10 protein-coding genes are annotated in these 19,745 nt (G+C 55.2%); 3 read left to right on the top strand and 7 right to left on the bottom strand.

Annotated features, from left to right (window positions below):
* The first annotated feature begins 27 nt into the window (after positions 1–27).
* Positions 28–4,887 carry a T9SS type A sorting domain-containing protein gene (locus JW814_07090; GenBank protein MBN2071208.1) on the top strand — a complete coding sequence of 1,620 codons (4,860 nt, stop codon included), beginning with the start codon at positions 28–30 and terminating at the stop codon, positions 4,885–4,887.
* Between the two features lie 4 nt (positions 4,888–4,891).
* Positions 4,892–7,036: a T9SS type A sorting domain-containing protein gene (locus JW814_07085; protein MBN2071207.1), complete on the top strand. Its 2,145-nt coding sequence runs from the start codon at positions 4,892–4,894 to the stop codon at positions 7,034–7,036.
* Positions 7,037–7,161: 125 nt separating this feature from the next.
* On the opposite strand, the gene JW814_07080 is transcribed toward JW814_07085, so the two are convergent.
* Complete coding sequence (locus tag JW814_07080; protein ID MBN2071206.1) at positions 7,162–9,411, bottom strand: T9SS type A sorting domain-containing protein; 2,250 nt, start codon at positions 9,409–9,411, stop codon at positions 7,162–7,164.
* A 325-nt stretch (positions 9,412–9,736) separates the two neighbouring features.
* On the opposite strand from JW814_07080, the gene JW814_07075 reads away from it, so the two are divergent.
* Positions 9,737–12,025 (top strand): T9SS type A sorting domain-containing protein, encoded by a 2,289-nt coding sequence (locus tag JW814_07075; protein MBN2071205.1) that lies wholly within the window; start codon positions 9,737–9,739, stop codon positions 12,023–12,025.
* Positions 12,026–12,103: 78 nt separating this feature from the next.
* Here the strand turns inward: JW814_07075 and JW814_07070 are convergent, their stop codons facing one another.
* From JW814_07070 to JW814_07045, 6 genes are all read right to left on the bottom strand, one after another.
* Positions 12,104–12,859, bottom strand: coding sequence for a methyltransferase domain-containing protein (locus JW814_07070; protein ID MBN2071204.1), 756 nt, complete (start codon positions 12,857–12,859; stop codon positions 12,104–12,106).
* Between the two features lie 26 nt (positions 12,860–12,885).
* Positions 12,886–13,392 (bottom strand): ferritin family protein, encoded by a 507-nt coding sequence (locus JW814_07065; protein ID MBN2071203.1) that lies wholly within the window; start codon positions 13,390–13,392, stop codon positions 12,886–12,888.
* A 245-nt stretch (positions 13,393–13,637) separates the two neighbouring features.
* On the bottom strand, positions 13,638–14,741 hold the full coding sequence (locus JW814_07060; protein MBN2071202.1) for a tetratricopeptide repeat protein: 1,104 nt from the start codon (positions 14,739–14,741) through the stop codon (positions 13,638–13,640).
* A gap of 235 nt (positions 14,742–14,976) precedes the next feature.
* On the bottom strand, positions 14,977–16,326 hold the full coding sequence (locus tag JW814_07055) for a sigma-54-dependent Fis family transcriptional regulator (GenBank protein ID MBN2071201.1): 1,350 nt from the start codon (positions 16,324–16,326) through the stop codon (positions 14,977–14,979).
* Positions 16,327–16,338: 12 nt separating this feature from the next.
* Positions 16,339–18,075, bottom strand: coding sequence for a HAMP domain-containing histidine kinase (locus tag JW814_07050; protein MBN2071200.1), 1,737 nt, complete (start codon positions 18,073–18,075; stop codon positions 16,339–16,341).
* A gap of 42 nt (positions 18,076–18,117) precedes the next feature.
* On the bottom strand, positions 18,118–19,617 hold the full coding sequence (locus JW814_07045; GenBank protein MBN2071199.1) for a hypothetical protein: 1,500 nt from the start codon (positions 19,615–19,617) through the stop codon (positions 18,118–18,120).
* Positions 19,618–19,745: the final 128 nt, after the last annotated feature.

The raw sequence follows: 19,745 nt of genomic DNA, 5'->3' as shown, positions 1-19,745 counted from the left end.
ACAGTCACTCATAACGGGGGGCACAAGATGAATCGCTGTAAATCGATCTTTCTTTTCGGGATTATTTTCGTGTTTATCGTCCTTCCCGTCGGAGCGCTGGCCCAGAAAACGCTTTCGGGCACGATAAGCTCCGACTTGACTCTGACCACCTTCGGCGGCAGGATCTACCGCGTCACAGGATCGGTCACCGTCACCGGTGGAGCTGTCCTGACGATAAATCCAGGAGTCGTTTTGAAATTCGACTCGAGCCGTTCCCTTACGATAAGCGATGGAAGACTCGTCGCGATCGGCAAGAACGAGCCTGATTCGCTTATCTATTTCACCTCTATCAAGGATGATAACGTCCCTCCGCCGGGAGACGATACGAACGGGGACGGCAACTCTACCGTACCCGACAATCACGACTGGCAGTATATACGCTTTACTGACAATGCCGACGACAGTTCGATCCTGCAGTACTGCCAGATACATTTCGGCGGGTACGGATCGAGCGGTAATATAACCTGCGAAAACGCCAGCCCCACTATCGAGGACTGCGATATCTTCGCCGCCTATTACGGAGTCAAATGCACAGGCGTATCGGCTCCCGTCCTGAGGAATACGGCGATCAACGCGATGACCGATTGCCCGGTGGCGATAGAGATAACGGCCAACCCGGTATTCGACAACCTTGCTTTCGAATCGGTCTCCGATAACGGATTCGACGCTCTCGGGATCCTCGGCGGAACGCTTACAGGGTCGAACCGCATCTCGATGCGCGGGGCGACTCTCGGCTCAATCCCCATCGACAACCTCGTCTATATCCTGCTTGACGATGTCACAGTCGCACCGGGAGGCAACCTTTCGATCCAACCCGGAATCGTCGTCAAACCGAAAACGGGCACCGATATCATAGTCCAGGGGACATTGACGATGAACGGGACGGCCGATCCGGACAGCCACATCGTCTTCACCTCTTTCAAGGACGATAATTACGGGACTCCCAACGACACGAACAACGACGGGTCGATAACCGCGCCGTCGCAGGGAGACTGGGGAAGGATCGATTTTCAGCAGGGCAGCATGGGGTACGTGACATACTCCGTGATAAAGTTCGGCGGCAACAACACAGAGGGGATCGTGAGAGCGTACAACGCCGATCCGTTCATAATAAGCAACGAGATATCCGACACTTATTTCGGAGTAGAGCTTGGAGGCACGTGCCAATCTTACGTGCTGAGCAACAATATCAACAACTGCTCTCTCACGCCAGTCCTGATGTCGGTATCGGCCGACCCGGTATTCGCCGGAAATACATTCACGAACAATACAATCACCGCCGTGGGGATCACCGGAGAGGTGGTAGGAGTAAACTCCCTTCTTAAAGTCCGCACCGTCGCGGGATACGAGAATATAACTTACTGGCTCGAGAACAACCTCACGATGTCGATAGGGGCGAGACTGAGGATAGAACCCGGGGTGGTCCTTAAATTCAGAAGCACGAGGCCCTGGATCACGATAGAGGGAGGCCTGAAGGCCGACGGCACTGCCGACAGTATGATCGTATTCACTTCGCAGTATGACGACGATCATGGAACCCCCGCCGATACCGAGGGGAACGGGACCGCTACGACTCCGGATCACGGAGACTGGCGCAATATCAGGTATACGATGACTTCGGACGACGCGTACTCGAAACTCGATCACTGCGTCATCGCTTACGGCGGATATGATGGAAGCGACAATTACAAGGGAGCTCTCTGGTGCAACAGCGCTTCACCGCCGATAACGAACTGTTATTTCAACAGCAACAGGACGGGGATCCGCACCGATGGCAACTCCGCTCCGCTGATCGAAGCGAACGATTTTTTCAACCACGACTACATACCGCTCGCCACATCGGTCCTTGCCGACCCGGATTATGTCGACAATACCTTCACGCAGAACAAGTATCACGCGGTAGGCATACTTTCCGAGACCATCTCACAGAACGCGACCCTCGAGAGGATCGAGGTCGGCGGGCCGCCGCAGTTCTCTGAATATTTCCCCTATATCCACCTCGGCACCCTTACAGTCGGATCGGGGACGATCCTGACCGTGCAGCCGGGGATCGTCGTCAAGAACATCAGCACTGTTCTGTCAATCGATGTCAACGGCGGACTCAGGCTGCAGGGCAAAGCCGATCCGGACAGCCAGATCGTATATACCTCGATCATGGACGATTCATACGGAGGAGACTCCAACGTCGACGGGTCAGCCACATCCCCCGATTCGGATGACTGGTCGGGAATAAGGTTCAACAGCACGACCATCCCCTCTGAAGCGATCGTCGAATACTGCCTCTTCAGGTTCGGAGGGTACAGCCCCGTCATAGACTGCCAGTCCGCGTCGCCGACGATCCAGAACAATGAATTCGAGATTAACAGATGGGGGATCAGGATACAGAACGCTTCGAACCCGGTGATCTCGAACAACCTGTTCAGGCTTACCAGCAGGTTGCCGCTTCTTAAATCTGTCCTGGCAAATCCGGTCTTCTCGGGAAATATGTTCGATAACAACTCGTATGACGCCCTCGGTCTTATCGGAGAGGATATCGCCCAGGACCTTACGGTGCATAAATGGGATATCGCGGGATTTACCAATATCACCCGGATACTTGTCACCGGAGAGCTGAATATAAACCTCGGGGCGAAACTCACCATCGAACCTGGGGTCGTCATCAAGATGGGAGCGCGCTACCCCTATACGGTCTACCCGCAGGGAATAAATGTCCAGGGAGGACTCGAGGCAATAGGAACCGAGAGCGAGCCGATCGTCTTCACCTCGATCCTCGACGATGAGCATGGAAACCCGCTCGATACGAACAACGACGGATCGCTTACCTGGCCCGATAATTCCGACTGGTACAATATCGAGTTCGATGACGTCAGTACTGACCATCTGAACAGGATCGAATACTGCGACTTCTACTACGGGGGCGGCGGGCACCTGGGAGCGATAAATATCATTACCGCCTCTCCGTCGATATTGAACTGCAACTTCTATAAAAACGAATATTACGGCATCAGGATCAGCGGCGACAGTTCTCCCTCGGTCGACTCCTGCCTCTTCGATTACAACCAGAGGACTCCGATCGTCATGTCCCTCATGAGTGATCCGGCTTTTTCAGGAAATCACTTCAACGACACGAACGGCTTCAGCGCGCTCGGGATCATCGGGGAGACGCTGGCGCAGGACGCTCTCTGGAAGAGAAGGAATGTCGCCCAGACGGAGAATATCCCGTACGTACTGACGTCGAACCTGACGGCCGGGTTGAGCTCGATCCTCAGAATAGAACCGGGTGTCGTTATAAAACCTCTCGCCAGCACGAAGATAACGGTGCAGCGCGGCCTCGTCGCCGAGGGAAAAGCCGACCCGGAAAGCCTGATCGTCTTTACCTCGACGCTCGACGATTTTTACGGTGGAGATACCAATAACGACAGCACATTGACAGACGGCTCCGGCAGCCGGTGGGATCATATCCAGATAGATAACGAAGCTATCGACGACAGCGTCCGTTTTGATTATTGCGTCTTCCGGTACGCGGCAAACAGCACTACTTACGGAGCGCTGAACGTGACGAACGCGAACCCGCAGATCGATCACTGCATCTTTTCGAAAAACGGTGTCGGCATCAACTACAACGGCGCCTCCGGAGACCCGGTAAAGGGAAGAGTCGAGAACTCAGATATCTTTGACAACACCTATTTCGGCATCAAAAACACCGGGATGAGTTTTACCGTCCGGGCGCAGGACTGCTGGTGGGGCGATGATACGGGGCCTTACGACCCGTCGGACGATACCGGCTCGGGCGGCTTCTATAATCCCGGCGGTCTCGGTGACAACGTCACCGATATGGTCGACTATTCCGGATGGCGCAGCGACGGAGCGGGGAACTACCTTCTTGGCGACGTCAGCCTCAACGGCGAGATCCGGGCGTTCGACGCATCCCTCGTCCTGCAGCATGTGGCTCTCCTGATAACCCTCGATCCGTTGCAGGAGGTGATCGGCGACGTCACCTGCGAAGCGGGCCTCAGCGCCCTCGACGCTTCATATATCCTCAGGTATGTCGCCGGGTTGATATCGTACTTCCCCTGCGCCTTCAATTCCATAGAAACGGCTCCCCGTCCTGAGCTTCTCGCTTCCGGGCCGGAGCAGGAATTCCCCGGCCTTGAGAGGGGAGATTTCGAAGTCAGCCTGCCCTCGTTCACGATAGACCCGGGAGGAACGGCGACGTTTCCGATCAATGTCTCAGGGAGCGGAGAACTGCTCGGTCATGAGTATATCCTCTGTTTCGATCCGGAGCAGGTCAGCGTCAGCGAGGTGCGCCTTACCGATCAGGCTGACCGCGCCATCCTGGCGTGGAATGCCGGAGAAAAGGGAAGAGTAAGGATCGCGGTCGCCTCAGCCGCCATTCTTCCAGTGGAGGCGGCGGTAGAGATAACCCTTCGCGCCGGTGACCGATTGATCGCCGGAGAGGGAGTGCCTGTTTATTTCGCCCTTGCAAGGCTGAACGAGGACGATTACACCGACACGGCAGGTTCAGTGACAGGGAACAACGACCACGGCTCGCTTCCATCGGTATACGGCCTCGACCAGAACTTCCCCAACCCGTTCAATCCGAGTACATCGATCAGGTATTCGATCCCCGCGGGAAGCGGCGCGCTGACTCGCGTCGTCCTGAAGGTATACGACGTATCGGGACGGCTTGTCAGGACGCTGGTCGATGAGGAACAGGCGCCCGGGATTATAAACGTCACGTGGGATGGTCTTGATAATAACGGAAAGAGAGTGGTCAGCGGAGTCTATTTCTACTCCATCGAGGCTGGCCGCTTCAGGGATTCGAAAAAAATGATACTTATGAGGTAGCTGGATGGCTGGCTCCACGATCGAACCAGCTGGAAAGGAGAACGTCATGCTGGCTACGGATCTGAAAAGAAAGAAGATGAAAAAGGCGAGCGGCTCGCTGCCCCGGGAGCACTGGAAGATAGCCCTGCCGCCGATGACTGCCATTATCCGGGTGGCCATCTGCGCGGGGCTGCTCCTCGGGATCTGGCCCGCTTCGGTATCGGCGATCGCGGTTGATGTCACCGAAGCAACAGGGAGCGTCGGAGATATCGTGACGATAGCGATAACGACTGAAGATATTACCGGCGAAGGAGTCTATTCATACGAATCGACTGTCACATGGTACGCATCGAGCGCGTCGGCCACTGAAGTCGTCGTCACGGGGACACTGACAGAGTCGTGGGGCAGCCCGACGATCAATATACAGCCGGGGGGGATCGATATTGCCGCCGCCGGGACACTTCCTCTCGCCGGAGAAGGCACTCTGGTTGTCATAAGATTCCTTCTCGGACCGGGAACAAGTAATACGAATCTCTACCTGGACAGATTCGTCTTTAACGAGGGCTCACCCCCGGCGACCCTCTCGAACGGTTTTCTTACCGTCAACGCCCTCCCTTCAACGAGCATCTCACCCAACTCCGGAGAAGTCGCGGTGGGAGACAGCATACCGTTCTCCACTACGGGAGGCACTCCCCCCTATACGTACGGTACGACAGACGGACTGATCGGCGATTTTGCCGGAACGAACTACCTTAAGGGAATATCTCCGGGAGAGGTGTACGCCTACTCCGAAGATGACGCGGGGATATCGGACACTACGACAAGTCCTATACTCATAAGGGCGGTCAAACTGAGCGCCGGTGTCGAAGCGGCGCTTGCCGGCGAGACGATACTTGTGCCTGTCTATATTACCGACCCTTCAGACTATGATATCAAGTCGGCGGAGTTATCGATAAGCTATGACGACGAGCGCCTCACGGCGAAGGGGATCGAACTCTCCGGCACTCTCGTCGAGGCAGCAGGTTGGGCCGCTCCTGAATATAACCTCACCGATGGAAAGATCACCCTGTCGATGGCCGGCGTCACGAGCCTTGCGGGCCCCGGAGTGCTTATATACATAGAATTCACGGCGGCGTACGTCTCGTATTCGGGAAGTACGCCGCTGACCCTGTCGAACGGGATGTTCAACGAGATATATCCTCCCGTCCATGAAAACGGCTCCGTCTATATCACCACACTTCCCGTTATAACGGTATATCCCGACGGGGGAAATATAGTCGCCGGGGATATACTCGAGTTCTATACCACAGGAACAGTCACCCCCCCTCTCGACTGGGGCGTGATCGATCCTGCCGTCGCTGAGATCGACCCTTCCGGAACCTTTACCGGCCTGTCGGCCGGAACTACCCGCGTCTTCGTGACTGACGATATAGGAGCGACAGATACGACCGGGGTAATAACTGTCTGCGGTCTTTATGTCGTCGTGGAGGATTTTACCGTTCATACCGTTTTCCCTACGGCGATACCCGTATCGCCCGACCGTGACGTCACGGGGATGGGGATATTCGGGTACGAGATGATCCTCAGTTTCAACCCGATGCGAGTCGAAGTGGAAAGCGTCACCAGCATTGGAACGATGTCTGAAGGATGGGGCGCCCCCGTCATCAATACCTCGACTCCGGGGGAAGTTATCGTTGTAGCGGCGGGAAGCGTTCCTCTCGAGGGTACGTTGCCCTTTTTCATATTAAATCTCGTCGGGATACCGGGAAGCGAAGGGACTTCTTCATCGCTTGACATAAGCAATATACTGTTCAACGAAGGAGAGCCATGCGCACTTCCCGTCAACGGAAGCGTCGATATAGTCACGGGATCGAACGGGGAGATCCCCGCCGCTCTCGATCTTTACCAGAACTATCCCAACCCCTTCAACCCCGCGACGACGATAAGATACAGCCTCGCCAGGGAGGGCAGAGCCACTCTGCGGATATTCTCCCCCTCCGGCCGGCTGATAAGCACCCTGGTCGACAGGGTCCACCAGCCGGGGATCCTTTACCAGGTCGACTGGAACGGAACGAACGGGGATGGGGAAAAAGTCTCCAGCGGCATATATTTCTACCGGCTTGAAGAGGGCAGCGACTCCGTCGTAAGAAAGATGCTCCTTTTGAGATGATATCGATCCCGATTTTGTGATAACGCGGAGATGATAACAGAACGGTCCCCGTTTTTTGAGAACGGGAACCGTTCCGTTTAGAGTTGATCACGCCTTACAGTACCGCAATCAACAGGTGAATCTGATTATCTCATAAGCACTACTTTTTTCGTCTCGACATAATCACCGGCCTTCAGCCTGTAAAAATATATCCCGCTGCTCAATCCCGAGGCTTTCCATTCGATCGCCGATTCTCCCCGCGGATATGGCCCATCGGCCAGTGTCATCACCAGGCGTCCGGAGACGTCGAAGATCTCAAGGCGGATATTCTGTTTTTCGGGAAGGTAGAACGAGATCCTGGTCACCGGGTTGAACGGGTTCGGCAGGGCCGGCCTGAGGATGATTTCGTCGATCAACCCGCCGGGTTTCAGGCGTCGTCCGACGAACTTGACGCAATCAGACGCCTCGAAAGGAGTCCCGTCGAAAAGCATGCCTGTCAGCGTAAGCACCTTCTCTTCGCCGGCATTCGGGATACCATCGACGGCAATGGCATCGGCGATCTCAAGATCCCTGAAATGAAGGATCATATCAAGATATCCATCGGCCCCTTCCGTCGTGCACTCGCATGGCATCCATCCAATGACCGGCCGTGAGACATCCTCGAAACTGCACTTCTTCCTGTACACGGGGCTGACCCCTTCAAGTTTCAGCGAGGCTGGATCGATCAGGTGTACGTCGAACTCTTCGCTTCCGAGGATCGCCACGGGAAGCATCCCTCCCTTTCTCTTGCCCCTGCCCTTAGATTCCCCGAAGAGCTTCACGTTAAACGGATTGGGACATGAACAGGGACGGATGTCGAGAAGGTTCAGCGTCGGCTGCGGCATCGATAAGAGCCAGTGGATCTGAGTCTCCCTGCCGGCCACGCCTGTGCGGAAGATGAGGCTGTCAGCTTCGCTATATGCGCAGAACGACTTGAATCCTTCCTCCTGTTCGCAATCAGCGTTTATCCAGAGGATCTGGCCGTACGGCACGTTCACCGGTTCGCTAAGTCCAGCCCGGCAGGGATCTATGACAACCCCTGTCGCCGGGCCACGCACGGGAGTCTCCCGTCTGTCAGACCCGGTTACCGGATCGCGATCAAGATCGATCCATTGTCCGTTGAAGAGGGCCTGAGCCTTTGCCGCGTTATCCAGCATGCCGTCAAGACCTTCTCCCGCCACGAGAGCCACGTAAAGTACCAGTGATTCCCCTGGAAGCAGAATCCCGAATCCACCCGTACTGAGAAGCATCCGGTAGTCCGATGGGATTGAGACGTCAGGGTCATAACTGTTTTTCGACATCAGCTCGTAACGCTCAAAATCGTTGGTCGGATCTCCACCGTTTTCAAACGGCTGATCTCCGCTGAAGATATGAAACGAGGTCATTCCGGCTTTCGCCGGGGCCTTGATCCCGAGAGGGTCGGTGGTATGTCCCAGGATCATCGCGCCAAGATAACCCGTGGTCAGCCCCCCGTCGCCATCGACGTCATATATATACGCCAGGTCGACAAAGGCCGGACCTATTTCGGAGCAAAGCGTACCCGTCCATCTGCCGCTGGCGTCATCAGCCCAGAAATTGCTCCAGCTCCGGGGACCGGCATCGCCGTCTATAAGTAATCCGAGATAAAGATCCTCAAGGGGAACATTCCCGATATTGGTTATCGTATATTTGAATCCTACGAAATCGTAAAATTCCTCATCCTCCCACTGATAGCTTTCCTGCCGAAGCATGACATGCAGTGGAGTATGTTCTGGGTAATTTGCCGTTGCTTCCGGCTGGTCATCGGTGCACCAGCTGCTGAACATCTGTCTCGATATGGCGGCGTAGTCCTCGTCGATCATCCCGTCAAGGTCGTTATCATGGCCGTCCAGCCAGTCCTCGTCGATCATTCCATCCATATCATCATCAGCCCCGGGTGATGGAAGCCTGCTACCGCCCGGCGCGTTTTCAAAGCTGCTGTAGATCCTGTCTATCGGATCTGCCGTCGGCCTGAATTCCATCTCGTAAGCTGATGTGGAAACGGCCGGCATGCCGTTTACCCTGGCGCCGACCCACAACCCTCCTATATAGAGATATTCGACCCCGCTGTTTGCCGGCCACTGGGCCGATGGGAATTCGCTTGTCGGAAATGAAGAACCCGGATATGAACCGAAGATCCCCCAGTTTCCAGTGTGTACCTGAAGGTTTCCCGCGTTATGGATACCGGTTCCGTCGAGGACGAATACCCTGTCTATCGCGCCACCGCCGCCTTTATCAGGCTTCAGAACAGGCGATTCCCTCCCATCGATCGGAGTGTGAAAGGCAAGAATCGCCGCGAGAAGGAATAATCCGGCGAGAATACGAGTATGTACGCGCATCATGATCCTCCTTTTGTCAGTTGGCTGTGCCGGTATTATAGCACATCGAACAGAAGAATTCATCGAATTTATGGTGGGGTATTTTGTCGAGGTGAATATTTTTCTCTCCCTTACGGCTTAAAAATAATATCCGGACAGGCGGTTGTAAAGCCCAAACCCAATTTTCTTGAAAAAGAAGCAGATATATGATAACATCTATTCCGTTAAAATTTACCGGTTCGAAGCGGGTCCGGGAATAGAAACTTCACACAAAAGAAAATATGCTGACAGCGATTTCCTGGTCTTGCCACCTGCGACATTCGGCCATCGCCAAAGGAGGTCCCCTGTGAAATACTGCCAACGCCCTCTCCGGCTCATGGCGGCGCTGATCATTGCCGCCGCTCTCTGCGCCGGGATAGCGGTCAGCGCTTCCGCGGGCCCGACTGAAGTCAAGGTCGGCCAGGAAGCGAGGATCGTCCTTCATATCTGGGATTTTGGGCCGCCCGATACGGTGCACGTCTTCGGAGATTGCGATATTCTATTCTCCGATCCGTTTCCCGATCCGCTCGATCCGGAATTTCTTATTATCGAGACAGAGATCATCGCCCTCGACCTCAAAGGTCCCGGCATAAAGGTGGGGCTGAATGACGGGCTCCCATCGCCGGGCAAGGTCAAGCCGCTCACTCCCGGGATCGATTTTCCCGCCGAAAGTTTCTTCGATGTCTTCTTTCAGATCGAGCTCGACGGGATGCCTGGCGATACGCTGGTGACATACGCGCCTATCCACATCTCATCGATCATCGATCAGTGGCCTCCCTACTTCGAGAATTATGAATCGGATCCGATGATGCCGCCGGTGCCGGTCTTCAGAAAAGACGGGATCCAGGTTGGAGAATTTCATTACATAACAGAAGAGATACGCCCGTACTATGCGCCCCGCGCGCACCTGCACGTTCCGACCGCCTATATGTCCGACGTCGCTGTCGCCGAGCATGACGGCCCGATGGAAGGAATGATAAAGCTCTCAACGTCAGTGTCAGGCTGCAAAAACTGCGAGATCCTTGAAGCTGTCTTCGCGTACCGTCATGAAGGCGATACAGGGCCGTTCACCGATTTCTGGATCGATCCGGAGGGATGGGGGCCCGGATACAAGACGATATATCCTCTCGGCCCAGGCGACGGTTTCTGCGGATATTTCGATCCGGGATCGGAGCCGTTCGAGGGACAGGTAGTCGAGTTCGAATCGCGCCTGTTCGTTCCTCCCTACGGATATCTCAGGGACACCGTCATCGTCTTTGTCGATCCTACTCCGCCGATCCCTGAATTCGAGAATTTCGACGAGGACTCGGTCGGTAATTTCGCGATCGACTCATTCTTCGATATCACCTACAAAATAGATGACGAATTCTTCTCTCCCGGCACCGCCGAACTGTTGATCTACCCGATCTCCTTCGAATATCACAGGGACCTGACGGAGATCGACCAGCTCGGACTCGGAACCGATTATGATTCGACCTCCTGCGCGCCGACCGCGGCAGCTTCGTGTCTTAAGTATTTCGCCGACAATGGCCATGGCGAGCTGGATAATCCAAACGGCGACGAAGCAAAACCTGAGCAGAGCGGCGAGGAAATGGCCCGCGAACTCCAGGACGCGATGGGCACCGATGAGAACGGCACGACTCCGGACGGGATGGTCTCGGGGATCGAATCGTATCTCGAAGGCCACGGACAGTCGGGATGGTCTGTCGAACACGGCGAAGTCTCCGACGCGACCGGCCTGGGAGAGATGATCCGCGAATTCGAATCGGACGGAGAGGACATTCTCATGCTCGTCCAGGATACGACAGCGGCTGGAGATACGATCGGGCATGTCGTCACTCTCGGTTCGGTGACGACTACCTATTACGAAGCTGTCAATCCGCCGCCGGCGACGGGCAATACCGATACCTCCCTCGATTTCATGGATCCATGGGGAGGCGGAAGCACCGAAGACAACGATTACGAGACGGGAGAGAATGACGAGGGACAGACGACCCTCGAAGGTTACGACCTCGACGGAGCCGGAGGGGATGGCTGGGTAAGCGGCTATATTAAGGTCTCTCCTCCCGAAGATGGCGGATCGTCACCTCCGATCGACAACGCTTCGTTGAGATCGGGATGGATACAGGTCGACACCGGGATCGCCCATGGAAACGGAATAATCGATTTTCTCACCTGGGATACGACTCCTTTCGCAGGCGGACTCTACCTTATGGAGATCGTGACGACAGACGACCAGGGGATCACCTGCCGCGATCTGAGGCTCGCCGGTATCCCCGCCTATACCGTTGACGACGACTCTCCCTCTCCTCCGTTCAAAACGAACCTGAGAGGGTCTTACCCGAATCCTTTCAACCCCGCTACGACGATCGAGTATTCGCTCGAAAGGGAGACGAAGGTCACCCTCGTGATCTATGACGTCTCCGGCCGAAAGGTCAGGACTCTCCTTTCGGCCAAAACTGTCGAGGCAGGAATACACAGGGTCGACTGGGATGGAAAAAACGACAAGGGGAAACAGCTTTCAAGCGGGATATATTTCTGCAAGTTCCTCGCCGCGGGACAGGTGGAAGCGAAAAAGCTGATTCTTCTGAGGTAACTGGCTTGCCGGCAGATGCCGGACAGCAACGAATCTCCCCGGCCGCGACCAGAGCAAGGATCGCGGCCGGGTCTTCTTCTATCTTTTTTCCGCTACGACGAGAATCGCGGTCGATAGCACGGGCAGTCGGCAACTGTCTTTTCTGAAGATGGTCGATCGCAGGGTCCTTTTCAGCCAGCTCCATCTCACGACATCCATCGGAGCTGTCACATAGACATCCCTTATGATTTCAAGACCGCTCTCCCGGAGTTTTCCGATGATCTCCCTTTTCGTATATATCCTCGCCCTGGCATACCGGTCGTGGATCGCGCGGGGAAGCCAACTGAAAAACGGGATCCTGTTCCACGGCAGAAGGGGCAGATCGGCGCCATGCGTCTCGAATATCCACCACCTGTTCGGAACCGATACGGCCAGTATGCCCCCCGGCTTAAGGACCCTTGCCAGTTCGCAGAGAACGCGCTTTTCATCCTTCACGTGCTCGAGGACTTCGAATGATACGCAGTAATCGACAGATGAATCGGAAAGAGGTATCGAGTATCCATCGTAGCGGATCGGAATGATTTTTCCCCCGAGACCTTTCCTCTCCGCTTCGATCCTGAGCTGGCGAAGGTGGCTGATCCCTATATCGACGCCGGCAAGGAGGGGAAAATCCTCCGCGAAAAGGAATGTCTGGGCTCCGTTGCCGCAGCCGAAATCAAGGAAGAGCCCGCCCCGGGAGGGGGACAGTGAGGACACAAGCCTGTACCTGCGACTTATAATAAGATCGCCTTCATCGGCCGGTTTACCGGGAGCGAGATTGGCCGGGATATCTGGATCGTAAACTCTTTTACGCAAATCTCTCTCTATTCGACGCGGGGGGCCTATGGCCCCATGAACATCAGGCCTTCACTGTCGAGGAAATTCGTAGCGTCTTCAGTGTTCAACATCTCCATCTGGCCGAATTCGGCCTGGAGGATCGCGTAGTGGCTCTGTTCCATGCTTGCCATGTAGAGAAGGATCGATTTCGCGTTTGAATCGGATGTCTTCGCGGCGAGGTCGGCGTAGAACTTCTGCGCGAGCTGTTCCGCTTTCATCGCTACCTGAAAGAGTTCCTTCAGCGTCGATTCCCTCCCAAGCACTTCGTCTATCATCGGGACGATCGAGTTTTTGGGGAGGGCCAGGTCGACATCGGGTGACTTTTTCCTGTATACCTCTGTCAGGATCTGCTCATGCTTCTGTTCCTGGGAGATGAGAAAATCCATCTTTTCCTTCAGATCATCGGTCTCGACCATATCTTTCATCTTCGTGTAGAGCTTGACTGCGTCGATCTCGGATTTTATTCCGATACTCAGCACTTCCAGGGTAGTAAGATCTCTTTTCTTTTCCATACTCTTTCCTTTCGGCAGGTATTTTCGATCTTCATCGATCTCATCGCCCCATCCCTGGAGCCACGGGAGTATTCTCTCATATAACCGCGTCATTATCAAGGAGAGTTGAAGGCAGGGTCCTCCCGGCTGATTGAATTATCAGGCCTATCAGACTTTATTCTTTTCAACAGCAAAGGTCCCGCCCCGGGCTTTCCGGAGCGGGACCTTCCATCCCCGCGTCATCACCACACCAGAGATCCTGGTTCTTATCTGTCATTCCCTCCCGCGATGGAATCGGCCGGGTTTATCGAGGCTATGCTTCCCGTCGCTGTTGCGGCGGATTCCGGTACTGTGAGCGCGGCTGCCGGAGCGCTTTCTTCCACTCCTGCCACCTCCCAGCCCGGGATACTTTCGGCGAAAGAGGCGGCGAGAGAGACTAGATCGATACTTTCCCTGCCTGGATCCTCCACGACCCCTTCCACGCGAAGCTGGTTCTCATAAGCCTTTTCATAAGATTCATCGATCTTGACCGCGGAGGCATACGCTTCGGCGGCAGCTTTGAAATGACCGGTGTGCTCGAGCGCCATTCCGAGATTGTTCTGAAAGACTGCGATATCGTCCCTGAGCTCGGTAGCGCGGGCGAGCGGCGCGAGGGCCTCATCGAACCTGCCTTCCTCGATAAGTATCAGGGCAAGATTGTTCATCGACCACGCGTCATTGATATCGATGACGATCGCCCGGCGGTAGGCGTCGATCGCCTCTTCGCTTCTGCCGAGCTGGTGGCAGGCTCTTCCCTGAAGCCGGAAAGCGTCGTTCGATCCGCTGTCGATCTCGAGCGCCCTGCCGGTGGTCTCGAGCGACTCGAGAGGCCGTCCCGTATCAAGAAGGACCCTGCTCATGCCAAGCCAGCTTTTTACATGGTTCGGATCGAGCCGGATGGCAGTCTGAAAACCCCGTTCAGCCGTCTCGTAATCTTTTGCCTTCCATGCCGATAGACCCAGCATGAAAAATCCCCACGGGTTCTCGCTCTTGCGATCGGTATAATAACCGAACAGTTCAGTCGCTTCGGCATACCGTTTTTCAAAATACGCTTCCTCTGCTTCTTCATAGGAGACTTCCCGGTCAGCGGCGCTGACTCTCTCCGCCTCCGGCTCTGCTTCTTCAATCGCGGGCGCGATGGCGGCGACTTCCGGCTGCTCAGCCGTTGCCCTCTTCGCCGGATCATCCCTGGTGATCCTTTCGACCCTGATCCCCCTGCTGCTCTTTCCTTCCTCGTTTCCACAGCCTGACAGCGCCATGGATATGACAAGCATCACGATGCATGCTACGCCGGCTACTGCTCTCCTCGTTCTTCCAGACGTATTCAACATTGTGACCCTCCTTTCAGGTTTTGCCCTTCCCGGGCGTTGACTCCTTGACCGTTCCTGTACCTTTAGCAGGGCAAGCGGAAGGCCAGCGAAGGGAAAGCAATTGATGCCAGTCGTATCTTGTTATTTTACAAATGGATGAAAAGCGAAGCAAATCGCGGCGGGGAAAAAGACGTCTCCTTTTGTGTCCATTTGGACACTTATTTGATCACAGAAATGTGTCCCCATGGACACATGATTATTTTCTTTTGATATTATGCCGTCTCATGATCTTGAGAAGGCTCGAGTGATCTGCCAGGCCGAGTTCGGCGGCGGTAGTCGTGATCTGCCAGCCGTTTCGCTCAAGGGCCGAAATGATTATCCGGCGCTCTGATTCCGATTTCATCTCCTGAAAAGTCCGGGGCCCCTTCCCGGCCGGGCCTCTCCCCGCCACTTCCGCCGGAACGTGGCCGATCTGTATCAGGCCGGCATCGGAGGCTATTATCATCCTCTCGATAATATTCCTCAATTCGCGTACATTGTTCCGTTTCCAGTCGTACCGGGAAAGAAGATCGAGGACCCCATCGTCAAGCTTCTTCTCCCTGATACCGTAGCCAGAGCAGATACTCCTCAGGAAATGGTCTGTCAGTTCGGCAATATCCGACTTGCGCTCCCGCAGCGGCGGTATCCGCAGGATATGGACATTGAGCCGATAGTAAAGATCCTGCCTGAATCTCCCCTCCGCCTGGAGCGATTCAAGATCCCGGTTCGTCGCGGTAACGACTCTCGCGTCGACGCCGATACTCTTTTCGCCTCCGATCCTCGTTATCTTCTTTTCCTCCAGGACCCGAAGAAGCTTCGCCTGGGCGGGAAGAGGAAGTTCTCCTATCTCGTCGAGGAATAGGGTGCCTCCCGTCGCCCGCTCGAACGCTCCCCTGTGCAACCTGCTTGCCCCGGTGAAAGCCCCACGCTCATGTCCGAAAAGTTCGCTTTCAATGAGATTTTCCGGAAAAGCGGCGCTGTTGACGGCGACAAAGGGAGTCTTTTCTCCCGGTCCGAGCCTGTGCAGTTCTCTCGCGACGAGTTCCTTTCCCGTCCCGCTTTCCCCGACGACGAGTACGGTGCCGGGGAACGGGGCTATCCGCCCTATCTGCTCCCTGAGGTCCTCCATCGCCCTGCTCGAGCCTGTCAGCGGAGTGCCTCTTCCGGTTTCCTGCCTGAGCGACTTTACTTCGACCTCGAGCCGGTTCCTCTCGAGAGCATTCTTCACCTCGAGCGCGACTCTTTCCATCGACTCCGACTTGTCGATAAACCCGTACGCCCCGAGATTGACCGCTTTTACGCACCTGTCAAAATCGCCGGTCCCGGTGTAGACTATCACAGGAATACCTATCCGTCGTTCTTTCATCGTCCGGAGCACTTCGAACCCGTCCACTCCAGGCATCTCGAGGTCGAGTATCACGCAGTCGACCGCCTCGCCGGAGATCATCTCAAGAGCCTGCGCCCCGCCGGTGGCGATAATCACGTCGAATCCGCCGACCCTTTTCAGGTCATAGGCGTACTGCTGAGCGAGGTTAAGAAGATCATCCACTACCAGGATAAGTGACATGGCGCCTCACTTTCAGCAGGACCGTGCGGCCCGTGGAATATCGACGACAAACCGGCTCCCCTTTCCCCTGGCGCTTTCAACATTTATCGACCCGCCAAGATCGATGACAAGTCGTCTGACTATCGAAAGCCCCAGCCCGACTCCCCTCTCCTTTGTAGTATAAAAATCATTGAAAATAGCCGCCATCTCTTTCTCGGTCATCCCGCTTCCCGTGTCGCTGACACTCAGGCGGACCTTCTCATCGCCGCCCTTTCCGCTGATGATCGAGGTTGTTATCGAGACCGTTCCCCTCTTATCTTCAAGGCTGTCCGCGGCGTTCCCGGCGAGATTTTCCACGACGCGTCTCACAGCGACAGCATCTCCCATGATGAAAGCGCCATCAGCGAGGTCGACCTGGACTTCCGCCCGCCTTGAAGCTCGCAGCTCTCTGGCGACTTTTATGACCGCAGAATTGACGTCGCATATCCCGATACTGGCCGATGGAGAGAGCCTGGCGTAGTTCGACGCCAGATCATCGAGATACTCGATACTCGATTCGAGGACGGCGCGCCGCTCATTGAATATCCCCGGCATGCCTGCCGGATCGCTCTTCTCGATCTCCGAAAGGTGCCGGAAGATATTCCTAATCGGGGTGAGGCCGTTTTTTATATCGTGATTGACCTGCCTGGCCAGTTCGCCCAACGTGGCGCGGTGCTCGGCATCCCTGATCCTCGCCGCGCTCGAACGGAGCCTCTCTGTCATAGCCATGAGCATCCTCGACAGGGCTCCTATCTCATCTCGCCTGGGACTATCAAAATCGACATCGAGCTTTTCGAGGTCTATCTGCGCCGTCTTTTCGGCCAGTTCCGTCAGGGGCCTGCTTATTCTCGAAGAGAGCCAGCTGACGAGGATGATCGAGAAGACTGCCGCGCTGAGAAGGGCGATTGTGAACCACCTGTCCATGCTTCTTCTCAGGGCTACGAGTTCATCTACCCGGTGAGTCACCTTGAACGACGCTTCCCCGACTCCGGCGCGATCAATGCCTATAAACGGCAGATCGAGACTCCCCGTCGCCCCCTCGAGCCCTTCTTCCTCCCGGCCAGGGCCGGCATTGCTGGTGCCTTCTTTTTCCTCTTCCTTATCTCCCGAACCGATCGCCCCGCCAGGCCAGAGAAGAACGATATCGAGCATATCCTCTCTTGAAAGCCTTCCGAGAAATTCCTGGTCGACTCGCCTGCCGGCCGAGACGGTGAAATATCTGCCGGATATCACGAACGAATCGACCCTGGCGAGAACGAGAAAAGGAGAGTCGGGAGCTCGCGCCTCGGCAAGTACCGGACCTTCCTTTACAGAGGAAAGGAGGAGGGGCAGATCCCTGTCTATCCTGTCGAATTCATTTCTGAAGTGACCCGAACTTATTATCCTGCCTGATCGGTCCTGTATCTGAAGCATCGACAGGCCGGGCAGATCGATAACATTTCCCGCGAGATCTATCAGATAACGCCTCGATTGCGCGTCCTGGCTCGCCGCGGCATTCCTGAAGCTGTTGTCGTCGGCGAGACTTTCCATAAGTGCGTCGACCGTTTTTCCTATATCGTCGCTTTCCTTCCGGAGGTCTTCCTCTATTACCGCCGTCATCGACTCGACGCGCCGCCGGTACTGCGCTGATATGCGCCTGGTCATCTCGCCCCGGATGAAAAAAGCCAGGACGATCATCGGAAGAAGGACTGCCAGGAGGGATGTTATTATCAACCTGGGGCGGAAGTTCATCTTCACTCACCTTTTAATTACTATCGTGAAATATCCCGGCCGTCATCTTCGTTCACCCCTGTTCACCATTATTATTATCCTGCCGGACCAGTCGACGGAGATCGATGCGGCATCCTTTCTCGCTATGACTGTCTCCCTCGTGTCTGCAAGGGTGAGCAGGGCTTTTGAAAAATTGCCTTCAAGGCCGGAAACCCAGTTGATCTTTTCCATGAAAAGCCCCGCCTGAAAAGATGGATCGAAGCTGTTGCGCGCCACTTTTATAATGTAAGCGAAATCATCGCCGGAGAGAACACTGCGGTCGAGATCTTCACGCGCCAGCCCTTCCGCTCTGAGCGGGACACCAGATGCGTACCTGCCTTCGATATCGGGAATCACAGATAAAAGATCGCGGGAATCATTTGAAATATCCGGATCGCCGCCTGCCAGGGCGACGAGCCGCTCCGCTATATCCCTGGAAGTCTCATCGTTTATATCATATACGATCCTTCGCCTCTCTGAATCAATATCGGCTCCGGCAAGAAAGACCGGGGGCCATTTGACTCCTGATGACAGAGAACGGCGATCTCCCATACGATCCCACCATCCCCCCGGACGGCTTGCCCGTGCTTCGCACCTTATGGCGAAATGCGCGAGGTTTTCCCGCAGCCCGGGCGAGATCGGTTCTGTTCTCCTGCCGAGCCTGATATCCCTCACCCGCGATGTCGACAGGAGCATATAGGTCGAACTCCACGGGAGTCTTTCCGTGATAAAACTTCCTCTTTTCACGGCGAAATCGATTGTTTCCTGATCGCCTGTGACAAGAAGGTCTATCGAACTTTCAAGGATGTCTCTCGCCTCTTCGACAGGTATCGTTAAAATATCTATAAAAGGTCCATGGCGGGAAAAAGCAGGCTGGATAGCAAGATTCTGATCAGACTCGCGGGTTTTTGGCGCTCTCTCGACGACTCTGAAGTCTCCGGTTCCGAGGGGCCAGCGCGAAAAAAGAGAACGCCTGTATACGGAGAATGCCTCTGAAGCGAGAGCGCGCGGCACCTCCGTCGATCGTTCCATCAAATATATATTGATCTTCGTCGCCCCTTCGGCTGAAAAGGAATCTATTCCTGCCAGGGCGAACATCGATTTAAGTTCATCGCGGTCCCAGCACCGGATCACATCATTCGCGGTGACAGCAGTTCCATTCCAGAAAACAGCTTCTCTATCGAGTTCGAATCGCCAGCATCTCCCCCTGTCCGTACTTTCCCACCTGCTGGCGAGGGATGGAGATACCTGACCCCGGCAATCGATCTTTATCAGGGATTCGTAGAGATTACCGAAGAGGAAGCGTTCCGATCCGTTGCGGGGAAAAGGGATGTCTGCCGGATCGATATTATCAAAGAGAGCCACTCTTATAGAATCGGCGCGCTTTTTCACGGCCTCGATGACAAGACAGTCTTCGCGATCGGCCGGTTCTCTGCCGGTCATCCTTCCCTTTCCGCACCCCGCCAGGAGAGAGACGATCAGCGGAAGAAATATCATCGATCGCGAGATCGAACAGATTCTCATTTCAGAAGCACCCTTTTCCTCGTCATCCTGTCATTACCCGTCCTGAGATGGCAAGTGAAAACAGCGGAATTTGCCGGAAAGGTTCCTGATATCGCGTAAAGACAGGCCAAGGCCCTCATACTTCTCTC

The organism is Candidatus Krumholzibacteriota bacterium (assembly GCA_016932415.1).
Classification (GTDB): Bacteria; Krumholzibacteriota; Krumholzibacteriia; order Krumholzibacteriales; family Krumholzibacteriaceae; genus Krumholzibacterium.
This window is presented reverse-complemented; position numbering and strand designations above follow the sequence as displayed.

Bases quoted from the DNA above. Each gene is read 5' to 3' on its own strand.
- JW814_07090 (MBN2071208.1), top strand. From the start codon at position 28: ATGAATCGCTGTAAATCGATCTTTCTTTTCGGGATTATTTTCGTGTTT.
- JW814_07085 (MBN2071207.1), top strand. From the start codon at position 4,892: ATGGCTGGCTCCACGATCGAACCAGCTGGAAAGGAGAACGTCATGCTG.
- JW814_07080 (MBN2071206.1), bottom strand. From the start codon at position 9,411: ATGCGCGTACATACTCGTATTCTCGCCGGATTATTCCTTCTCGCGGCG.
- JW814_07065 (MBN2071203.1), bottom strand. From the start codon at position 13,392: ATGGAAAAGAAAAGAGATCTTACTACCCTGGAAGTGCTGAGTATCGGA.
- JW814_07060 (MBN2071202.1), bottom strand. From the start codon at position 14,741: ATGTTGAATACGTCTGGAAGAACGAGGAGAGCAGTAGCCGGCGTAGCA.
- JW814_07055 (MBN2071201.1), bottom strand. From the start codon at position 16,326: ATGTCACTTATCCTGGTAGTGGATGATCTTCTTAACCTCGCTCAGCAG.
- JW814_07050 (MBN2071200.1), bottom strand. From the start codon at position 18,075: ATGAACTTCCGCCCCAGGTTGATAATAACATCCCTCCTGGCAGTCCTT.
- JW814_07045 (MBN2071199.1), bottom strand. From the start codon at position 19,617: ATGAGAATCTGTTCGATCTCGCGATCGATGATATTTCTTCCGCTGATC.